At 68.0% G+C, this 8964-nt stretch carries 11 protein-coding genes; 5 read left to right on the top strand and 6 right to left on the bottom strand.

The genetic code is table 11. The features are described from left to right. From PYV02_RS14055 to PYV02_RS14045, 3 genes are all read left to right on the top strand, one after another. The coding region (locus PYV02_RS14055) for a hypothetical protein (protein ID WP_275759694.1) at positions 1-271 on the top strand (271 nt) is incomplete at its 5' end. 21 nt (positions 272-292) lie between these two features. Further along, positions 293-850, top strand: a complete 558-nt coding sequence (locus tag PYV02_RS14050; RefSeq protein WP_275759693.1) for a putative immunity protein — start codon at positions 293-295, stop codon at positions 848-850. 242 nt (positions 851-1092) lie between these two features. Further along, positions 1093-1338 (top strand): hypothetical protein, encoded by a 246-nt coding sequence (locus tag PYV02_RS14045; protein ID WP_275759692.1) that lies wholly within the window; start codon positions 1093-1095, stop codon positions 1336-1338. Between the two features lie 34 nt (positions 1339-1372). Here the strand turns inward: PYV02_RS14045 and PYV02_RS14040 are convergent, their stop codons facing one another. From PYV02_RS14040 to PYV02_RS14030, 3 genes are read right to left on the bottom strand one after another with little or no spacing between them, the layout of a single operon-like run. Continuing rightward, positions 1373-2014: a dihydrofolate reductase family protein gene (locus tag PYV02_RS14040; RefSeq protein ID WP_275759691.1), complete on the bottom strand. Its 642-nt coding sequence runs from the start codon at positions 2012-2014 to the stop codon at positions 1373-1375. 58 nt (positions 2015-2072) lie between these two features. Beyond that, entirely contained in the window at positions 2073-3038 is a 966-nt protein-coding gene (locus tag PYV02_RS14035) for a hypothetical protein (RefSeq protein WP_275759690.1), read from the bottom strand. Further along, positions 3038-3376, bottom strand: coding sequence for a PadR family transcriptional regulator (locus PYV02_RS14030; RefSeq protein WP_275759689.1), 339 nt, complete (start codon positions 3374-3376; stop codon positions 3038-3040). The genes PYV02_RS14035 and PYV02_RS14030 overlap by 1 nt, the downstream gene beginning before the upstream one ends. 84 nt (positions 3377-3460) lie before the next feature. Between PYV02_RS14030 and PYV02_RS14025 the strand changes: the two genes are divergently transcribed. Further along, positions 3461-4741 (top strand): lactate 2-monooxygenase, encoded by a 1281-nt coding sequence (locus PYV02_RS14025; RefSeq protein ID WP_275759688.1) that lies wholly within the window; start codon positions 3461-3463, stop codon positions 4739-4741. On the opposite strand, the gene PYV02_RS14020 is transcribed toward PYV02_RS14025, so the two are convergent. Beyond that, positions 4710-4982 (bottom strand): hypothetical protein, encoded by a 273-nt coding sequence (locus PYV02_RS14020; RefSeq protein WP_275759687.1) that lies wholly within the window; start codon positions 4980-4982, stop codon positions 4710-4712. The two genes, PYV02_RS14025 and PYV02_RS14020, sit on opposite strands and share 32 nt — an antisense overlap. Further along, positions 4979-6412: a glycosyltransferase family 2 protein gene (locus tag PYV02_RS14015; protein ID WP_275759686.1), complete on the bottom strand. Its 1434-nt coding sequence runs from the start codon at positions 6410-6412 to the stop codon at positions 4979-4981. The genes PYV02_RS14020 and PYV02_RS14015 overlap by 4 nt, the downstream gene beginning before the upstream one ends. A gap of 118 nt (positions 6413-6530) precedes the next feature. Here PYV02_RS14015 and PYV02_RS14010 point away from each other — a divergent pair, with 118 nt between their 5' ends. Then, on the top strand, positions 6531-7769 hold the full coding sequence (locus PYV02_RS14010; RefSeq protein WP_275759685.1) for a sensor domain-containing diguanylate cyclase: 1239 nt from the start codon (positions 6531-6533) through the stop codon (positions 7767-7769). Positions 7770-7831: 62 nt separating this feature from the next. Here PYV02_RS14010 and trpD read toward each other — a convergent pair whose 3' ends face one another. Then, positions 7832-8887, bottom strand: coding sequence for an anthranilate phosphoribosyltransferase (trpD, locus tag PYV02_RS14005; RefSeq protein WP_275759684.1), 1056 nt, complete (start codon positions 8885-8887; stop codon positions 7832-7834). Positions 8888-8964: the final 77 nt, after the last annotated feature.

Below are 8964 nucleotides of genomic sequence, written 5' to 3'. Positions count from 1 at the left end.
CTTTTGTCGGTTCTCACCTGACCATCGCACGATGGCTCACCACGTCCACGACGTGACACTCGAGCCCGAGAACTACACCACCCCATGGGACGTCACCAACAGCAGGAGCGCGCCGGTCAGCAGACCCAGCAGCGCCGTGACCCCCGGCACCATGCACCAGGCGGCTCGTCCATGCCTTCAGCCTATGAGCCGCTCATTGCACAGAATCAGCGAAGTCCGCAGTAATGCAGTGAACGACAAGAGCAAACGACGACTGCAGGCCGCCACCTGAGGCCCCTGAGATGATGTTGGCGTGTCTTCGTCGCAGACTCTCAGTGAAGCCGATCGGCGCCTTGTCGCGATGTGGGCGGCGGACTGTGCCGAGCGAGTACTGGGCCTGTTCGAGCAGGAAGCTCCTGACGACGATCGCCCTCGAGACGCCATCGCGCGGACCCGTGCCTTCGGTCGCGGCGAACTCACTGCCGCCGGCGAGATCCGTCGACGGTTCGTGGCCGGCCGCGCCGCGCGGGATGTGGCCTCCCCCATCGCAGTGGCAGCTGCGCGAGCAGCCGCACAGGCCTCCGGTGTCGCCCATATGGGAGCACATGCCCTGGGTGCGGCCGCCTATTCCGCGAAAGCCGCCGGCCTGGCGGCGCCAGAAGAGGCCGAGGCGGTCGATGACGAGATCCGCTGGCAGCTCGAGCACATGAGCCCCGAAGTCAGTACTGCGCTCGCCCGTCTCCCCGCACTCGGCACAGATCCTGCGGGACCGCTGGGCACGGGGCTTCTCGCAATAGGCGCCCTCGGATCAATCATCCGCAGGCTCCAGGCTGGTATCGGCGCCGCCACAACGGCTTCCGACCGACGATAGTGAAGAAGCGGGTAACGCTCTTAACCAGCAGACGACTCCCACGCCGGCGATCGAGATCTCGCAGTGCCGTGGTGCGGTGAGTGCGGCCACCGCGAAGCGCCCGCAGCCCCACCGGCGGCTGCCCTCCATTCGGTTGTCAACCCAGTATTGACATATACTGCTCGTAAGAGAGAGCGCCGGCAGGAATCCACGAACGGTTCGTCCACGCAGGGCCTCAGGTCTACGAGGAGGATGGAATCGTCATGAGTTCTTCGACTGCGGGCGGCCAGGCCGAGCGCGGCATCGCCATTGCGTCGGCGGTCCTGCTCGGTCTCGGTCTCGCTGCCGTCATCGTGGGAGACCGCGTGGTGGTCGGCGACCCGACCTCACCGCTGAGCAGCATTCTCATAGGCGTCGGCGCCGCCGCATTCTTCATCGGGGTTCTGCTCCTGATGCTCTCGCTCGTCATCCGAGCAGTCAGATGGATCGCGCGGAGCATGGGTTCCTGACACGGAGCCGCATCGAAGACACGGCCCGGCGCGCTCAGCGCGCGAAGGTGACGTGGATGACGCCACTCTCCGCCACCTCGGAGGTGACGGCGTAGTCGCGCTCGAGTCCGCGCAGATCGTCCCAAAGCCGCACGCCCCGCTCGAGGATGATCGGGGTGATCGCGACATGCACGCGATCGACGAGCCCGGCCCGCAGGAAGTCACGCGCCACGCTCACTCCCCCGCCGACCCTGATGTCGCCGTCGCCCGCGTACTCGCGGGCGCGGGCGAGCGCGTCCTCGGGCGTGGCCGACAGAAACTCGAAGCGCGTGCCGTTTGCGAAGTCGATGGGCGCTCGCTCGCGGTGCGTCAGCACCAGCACCGTGTACCCGAACGGCGACTCCTCACCCCACCACCCGCGCCAGTCCGGGTCGTCGGGAAAGGCGTGCAGCCCGAACATCCCCGCCCCCATGATCTCGGCGCCCACACCCTCGAAGTACTCCGCCGCGTAGCGGTCGTCGATGCCGGTCGTCCCCTCCCCTGACGGGTCATGCAGCACGCGCTCACGCATGGTCCGGGTGCCGAGGTAGGTCTCGACGAGCCGCGACCAGTCTTCGCCCATCGGGTGCTCGGGCGTCTGATCAGCGGGTGCCGCGACGCCATCGAGTGAGAGGTTGAGGTCGATGCGTACCGCCATGAGGTCCCTTTCCCGAGAGGTGATGTTCACAGCGTACACACTGGATGCAGCGGCCCCGCTATATCGCAGGCGCCGCGATCGCCGCCGTCACGCGACGCACCGTCAGCACGAGGTCGAGCACGGTGATCGCGATGAGCACGATCAGGCACAGCTTGGTCGTGCTGTCCGCACTCTCGGTCACGAAGATCGGCCCGGCAGCCACCCACCAGACGAGCAAGGCTATCCACGCGGCATCCAACGCGATCGTGATCTGCCACGTGAGCCTGGTCCACCGGCCGGCGGCGAGCAACGCGATTCCGAGCCAGAGGCTCGCGGCCCACAGCAGCAGCACCCAGGGTGCTCGCCAGGCGAGGAACTCAGGATCGAACGCGAACGCCGCGAGCACCGGCTCGGGCAGGTTCGGCGCCAAGATCGCGAGCATCGGCAGCGCGATGACCACGCTCGCGCCGACGACGCCGAGGGCGATGTAGAGCACCATGACCGGCCGATGCACTCGGTCGCGGTCGATGTCGCTCGCGCGCCGCGGCCGCCACTCCCCCGAACCACCGCGAGCTTCACGCCTCGCCGTGATCGCACCCCCGATCAGGTACATCGTGACGAGGAATCCCGGCCACCAGAACGAACCGAGCCCCCAGGAGAGCCACCAGGTGCCGAGACGGCTGAGCCAGTCGCCGCCCGGCAGGCTCAGATCGACCGGCGCGGTGTATGTCGCGATCAACGTCAGCACCCACTGGAGCGCGACGCCGGTGAATGCGACTACGGCGAAGCGTCGCGCGTCCGCGGGGCGGATGATCGTGAAGCCGGCCGGACGGTACCGGTCGGCGACGTCGATCGGGCGTCCGAACGCGGTGAGCAGTTCGACCGTCATCTCGGCATCCGGGGCGCGGCCCGCGTCGGCCGCCCTCCCATGCAGTTCCTCCGTGAGCAGCGAGCGCAGCTCATAGCCGACATCCTTGCGCTGCTTGCGAGGCAGGTGAGCGACGACGTCGCCGACATAGGTCTCGATGATGGCATCCGGGTTCATCAGTTGCTTCCTTCCAGGAGTCGATTCATGACCGAGGCGAGCGCGCCCCAGGAGGTCGAGAGGTCGCGGTACAGGTCGGCGCCGCGCTCGCTGAGCAGGTAGTAGCGCCGCGGAGGGCCACCATCGACCTGCCACTGCGACGCGAGCAGCCCCTGCGCCTCGAGTCGGCGCAAGAGTGGATAGAGAGTGCCCTCCTCGATCGGCATGCCCTGCTCGGCAAGCGCTTGGCGCAACGAGTAACCGTATTGGGGGGCGCGCAACTGCGAGAGCACCGCGAGCACGAGCACACCCTTGCGCAGGTCCTGTTCGTGTTTCGCGAGATCGCTCGTCTGTACCATGTCGCACACATTACATAGCGTCACACAGTATTGCAAGAGGCGACCCGCATTGACACGCAGCGGCACCGCTTCGAGACTTGGGGCATGGCTCGAAGCAGCGCCGCGAATCCCGGCCGCGAGGCGCAGTCCGCCATCTATCGCGATGGCGCCACCGGCCGCCGTCCGAAGGTCCCGACCTCCTGGGCCGGGCTCGAACGTGCAGCGCAGCGCGCCATGTCGCGCGACGCCTGGGCCTACATCGCCGGCTCCAGCGGCTCCGAGACGACCGCGGCGAACAACCGCCGCGCCCTCGACGCCTGGCAGATCGTGCCCCGGATGCTGCGGGACGTCAGCCAACGCGACCTGAGCATCGACCTCTTCGGCCACCGCTACCCCGCTCCCCTGCTCGCGGCTCCCGTCGGCGTGCTCGAACTCGCGCACCCGGACGCCGACCTCGGCATCGCGCGAGCCGCGGCCGCGCTGGGCGTGCCATCCGTGCTCTCGAGCCAGGCCTCGGTGCCCATGGAACGGGTCGCCGAGGCGGTCGGCGACGCCCCGCGCTGGTTCCAGCTCTACTGGTCGAGCAACGACGACCTCGTCGCGAGCTTCGTGCGTCGGGCCGAAGCATCCGGCGCGCAGGCGATCGTGGTGACCCTCGACACCCACATGCTCGGCTGGCGCCCTCGCGACCTCGACGCCGCATTCCTCCCGTTCATCCACGGCCAGGGCATCGCGCAGTACACGAGCGACCCCGTGTTCCGCGAGCTCGTCGCCGTGCGGGTGGCCTCGCCCGCTCCCCCTGGTCCGCGACCGCGCGTCACCCCGGCAGCGATCCGAACGCTGCTCGACATGACCCGCAACTACCCGGGCGGCAGCCTGCGCTCCCCCGAGCCGCGCGCGGCCGTCGAGACGTTCCTCGACGTGTTCTCCCGCTCATCCCTGACTTGGGAGAACCTCACGTTTCTTCGGGAGCACACGAGCCTGCCGATCCTGCTCAAGGGCATCCAGCATCCGGATGACGCGGCCCTCGCCCTCGAGCACGGCGTCGACGGCATCATCGTCTCCAACCACGCCGGCCGCCAGATCGACGGTGCCATCGGATCGCTCGACGCCCTGCCCGCGATCGTCGAACGCGTCGCGGGCCGCGTGCCCGTGCTCTTCGACAGTGGCGTGCGCTCGGGCTCCGACGCGCTGAAGGCCCTCGCGCTCGGCGCGACCGCCGTGCTGGTGGGTCGCGCCTACGTGTACGGTCTCGCGATCGACGGGGCGCGGGGGGCCGAGGCGGTGCTGCGCAACCTGATCGCCGAGCTCGATCTCGTCCTCGGGCTCTCCGGGCACCGCAGCGTGGCCGAACTCACCCCGGCGAGCCTGGTTCGTCGGCGCTAGGCGCCTTCGAGTCGGCGGAGGCGCTGCCGCCGGCATCCGGGTAGATGCTGCGCGACTCGGCGCGTCGATTGGGTCCTGTGAACCAGTCGCTGACGTAGACGCGCGGGAGGATCTTCACGATCGAGAGCACGACGTAGGCGATCGTGTTGATCGCGACGAAGGTCGCGAGCACGAGAAAGAACTGCGACTGCAGGAAGGACTCGGGCAGCAGGATCCCGGTCATCACGCGATCCCCGGTCACGACTCCGCCCTCCAGGCGTGCTTCGGCTCGTGCGCATGCCCCCAGGCAGCCCGTCTGCCGAAGGTGATGTCGAAGTTGCCTTTGACGTGCACGACGTTGAGGAACATGTCATAGACCAGTTCCGGGACAAGCAACACCGCGAGCAAGCGGGCCCGCCACCCGCCTTTCCACACGGTGACGACCTTCTCCAGCACGAAGATCGCGCCGATCCCGAGCCAGAACGGAAACCACACCCAGGTGTCCACCGACACCAGCATGAGCACCGTCAGGAGCACGAACGCGCCGAGGGCGATCACGCCGTAGCCGAGCCCGAGCTGCTGCGCCCAGTAGCGGAACGTCGCCGGGGTCATGCCATAGGCGCCGATATTCTCCAGCGCCCCACGCTGCCACCGCAGCCGCTGCCGCCAGAGATCTCCGATCGTCGGCATCACCTCGGTGACGACCGTGCACTGCGCTGGGGAGATCATCAGCGCACCAAGCGACTTCAGCGCGATGGTGATCTCGTTGTCCTCGGTGAGCGCCTCGGTGTCGTACACGGCACCGGGTTCGCCGGGGATGGTCGTGCCCCGATGCTCCGCGACCGCCCTGAGCGCTTGCGGTCGGAAGATCGAAGCGGTTCCGGTGAGCACGAACACCTTGCCGCGGCGGCGCTTCATGTAGCGGGCATAGCGGAAGTACTCGTTGCGCTGGAACTGACCGAGCAGGCCGGAACCCTCTTCGCCGTAGAACAGGCCGCCGACGGCCATGAGTGCCCGGTCGTCCGTGAATCGGGTCAGTGCGGTCTCGAGGAAGCCGTCGTCGAGTGCCGTGTCGGCATCCATCACCATGACGAGGTCGTTGTCGCCCTGCGCCGGCAGCATCGCGGCGAGCACTTGATTGAGCGCACCCGCCTTCTTCTTGGTGTTACCGACCGATTCGATCACCTCGACACCGCACTCGAGCGCGAGCGCGGCGGTGCGGTCGGTGCAGTTGTCTGCGACGACGATGACCCGATCGGGCTTTCGCGACTGAGCCAGGAGTGCGCGAAGCGTGCTCGTGATGAGCGACGCCTCGTTGTGCGCCGGGATGAGCACGGTGAGCGTGATCGGACCCGCGAAGACGCCGCGCGTGCGTTCCATGACGAGTTTCGCCGCGAGCGGGCGAGCCTGCTCGTCCGTCGAACGACGTGAACGCGAGTACACGCGATGTTCGAGCGCGGCGACGGTGGTCGCGAGCAGGAGCGCCACGGCGACCGACGCGAGGATGGTGCGAAGCGGCGGCGCCTCGGTGTTGTAGAACACCGTCCAGACCCCGATCAGGAGGCCTTCGGTCGGCCGGGCCAAGGATGCCGGATCGTTGACCGCGATCGCGAACCAGAGCAGCAGCGCACCGCCGATCGCGCCCCCAGCGATCACCAGGCCCACCGTGCGCCTGAAGCCCCCCCGCCTCATGCCGCCACGCTAGCATCCTGACCGTCGGACGGTCGCGCGCACGGTAGAGTCTCGCGAAATCGACGATCGGCAAGGGGGCAGCGTCGTGGGTTCCGACCACCATGGCTTTTTCAAGGCAGTGTTCCGTCAGACCGCGTTCCCGCTCCTCCTCACGCGCGCGGAAGACTCGTCCGGCGCACACGGCATCGTCGCATGCAACCGAGCCTTCACGGCGGCCACGGGCTACACCGCGGCCGAGCTGCTCGACCGGGATCCGAGCGTTCTGCTGAGCGAGCGGGAGCAGTTCAGGGTGATCGAGCGCATTCGCCAACAGAATGAGGACGGCGAGGTCATTGTCGAGGTAACGATTCGCCGCAAGGACAGCAGCGAGTACCCCGCCGAATGGCACTTCTCCCCCGTGTTCGATGACGAGGGCAAGATCACACACCATCTGCACGCGCATCGCGACATCAGCGCCGAGATCCAAGACCGGCGCTTCCGCGACATCCTGACCTCGGCGCTCGACAAGTCGGCGGATGCGATCATCATCACCGACGAGAACGACGTGCTGCTGTTCGCGAACCGCGGGTTCGAACAGATCAGCGGCTACTCGCCGGAAGAGGCCGTCGGAACCTCGGTGATCGCGCTGCTGCATCCGCAGCACATCCGCTGGGAGACCCTGGAACCTGACCGCCGCATGCCGGAGTTCGATCAGGGTTCCGGTCTTCGTGCGCTCTTCAGGTTCAAACGAAAGGACGGTTCCTTCGCCTACGTCGATGCTTCGATCGTCGAGGTACACGACGAGAACGACGATGTCGTGCGGCGGGTCAGCGGATGGAAGGAGATGAGCGAGGTGGCCCAGCGCGGGCGACAGATCCTCGAGCAAGCCGCGACCGATGAGCTCACGGGGCTCCTCAACCGCCACGCGGGCCAGGCGCGGGCGGAGGCCGCGGTGAGCATCGCCTCGGCGCGCCATCCGTTCTCCGTCGTGATCGCCGATGTCGACGGATTCAAGCAGGTGAACGACCGGCACGGGCACCAGGTCGGCGACCGCGTACTCGCCGCCGTCGCCCGGCAGCTCCAGGCCGCCACGCGGTCCAGCGACTCAGCGGTGCGCTGGGGCGGCGACGAGTTCGTGCTGCTCCTGCCCGGTGCGCGAGCCGACCCGGCAGCATGGCTCGCGGAACGCGCCCGCATGCTCGTCGCCGAAAGCCACGATCCGGACGCCGGCGCGATCAGCATGTCGTTCGGCGTCGCACAGTGGGCCCCGGGCGAGAGCTTCGACTCGCTGCTCGAACGAGCCGACGCCGCACTGTACACGGCGAAGGCGAATGGAGGCGATCGAGTGCAGCTCGCGGCGATACGGGTGCACCACTGAACCCCATCGGACTCGTCGGCCGAGTTCGACCTCGCCGCCATCCTGCCCACCAACGGACCGGATCACCGCCTGGTCGCGGCCACCCACTCCTGAAGCTTCGCCGTGGCCGCGCCGGAGTCGACGACTTCGGCGACGCGGGTCATGGCTACCGCGAGACGATCGACGATCGGCTGCTGCAGCAGATCCGGATCCTGGGCCAGTGAATACGCCGTCAGCCCCGCGGCGGCGTTGAGCAGGATGATGTCGCGCACCGGCCCCTGCTCCCCGGCGAGCATGCGCCGAGCGACGTCGGCGTTGTACTCCGGGCCCTTGCCCAGCAGGTCATGGATGTCGGCTCGCTCGATCCCGAGATCGCGCGGGTCGAGATCGTGCTCGGTGACGAACCCACGGGAGACCTCCCAGATGTGGGAGTGCCCGGTGGTGGTGAGCTTGTCGATACCGTCGTCGCCTCGATAGACCAGGGCCGTCGCCCCGCGCGTACGGAACACGCCGACCATGAGCGGCACGCGCTCGAGCGAGGCGACCCCGACCGCCGAGGCCTCCGGACGCGCCGGGTTGCACAGGGGTCCGAGAATGTTGAACAGCGTCGAGATGCCCAGTTCTTTGCGCGTGGGCCCGGCGTGGCGGAAACCCGGGTGGAAGAGCGCGGCATGAGCGAAGGTGATGCCCGCCTCGACGAGCACCTCGGCCACCCGCAGCGGCGGGATGTCGAGGTCCAGCCCCAGCGCCTGCAGCACATCCGAGGCGCCAGAGGCCGAGCTCGCGCCCCGATTGCCGTGCTTGACCACCGGCACACCGGCGGCGGCGCAGATCACGGAGGCGATCGAGGAGATGTTCAGCACCGCCCCGTAGGGGTCCCCACCGGTGCCGACGATGTCGAGCACCATGGGATCCACCGCGAGGGGCTGCGCATTCTCGAGCACCGCATCGCGGAAGCCGACGATCTCGTCGACGGTCTCGCCCTTGATCCGCATGGCCACGAGCATCCCCGCGATCTGGGCGGATGTCGCCTCCCCCGCCATCACCGATCGCATCGCCCAGGACGCCTCGTCGATCGACAGGTTCTGCCCCTCGACGAGGGAGCCGAGGATACCGGCCCAGTTGTGCTCAAGCGCCATGGTTCGAAATCCTAGCGATCAGACCACGACGGGCCGCGCGAATGCGAAAACCGGCACCGGGATATCGGCCATAATGG

The organism is Antiquaquibacter metalliresistens (genome assembly GCF_029211225.1).
GTDB classification, from domain to species: domain Bacteria; phylum Actinomycetota; class Actinomycetes; order Actinomycetales; family Microbacteriaceae; genus Rhodoglobus; species Rhodoglobus metalliresistens.
This window is presented reverse-complemented; position numbering and strand designations above follow the sequence as displayed.

Excerpts from the sequence above, each read along its gene's own strand:
- PYV02_RS14035 (WP_275759690.1), bottom strand. The coding sequence starts at position 3,038 with ATGAACCCGGATGCCATCATCGAGACCTATGTCGGCGACGTCGTCGCT.
- PYV02_RS14040 (WP_275759691.1), bottom strand. The coding sequence starts at position 2,014 with ATGGCGGTACGCATCGACCTCAACCTCTCACTCGATGGCGTCGCGGCA.
- trpD (WP_275759684.1), bottom strand. The coding sequence starts at position 8,887 with ATGGCGCTTGAGCACAACTGGGCCGGTATCCTCGGCTCCCTCGTCGAG.
- PYV02_RS14025 (WP_275759688.1), top strand. The coding sequence starts at position 3,461 with ATGGCTCGAAGCAGCGCCGCGAATCCCGGCCGCGAGGCGCAGTCCGCC.
- PYV02_RS14015 (WP_275759686.1), bottom strand. The coding sequence starts at position 6,412 with ATGAGGCGGGGGGGCTTCAGGCGCACGGTGGGCCTGGTGATCGCTGGG.
- PYV02_RS14045 (WP_275759692.1), top strand. The coding sequence starts at position 1,093 with ATGAGTTCTTCGACTGCGGGCGGCCAGGCCGAGCGCGGCATCGCCATT.
- PYV02_RS14030 (WP_275759689.1), bottom strand. The coding sequence starts at position 3,376 with ATGGTACAGACGAGCGATCTCGCGAAACACGAACAGGACCTGCGCAAG.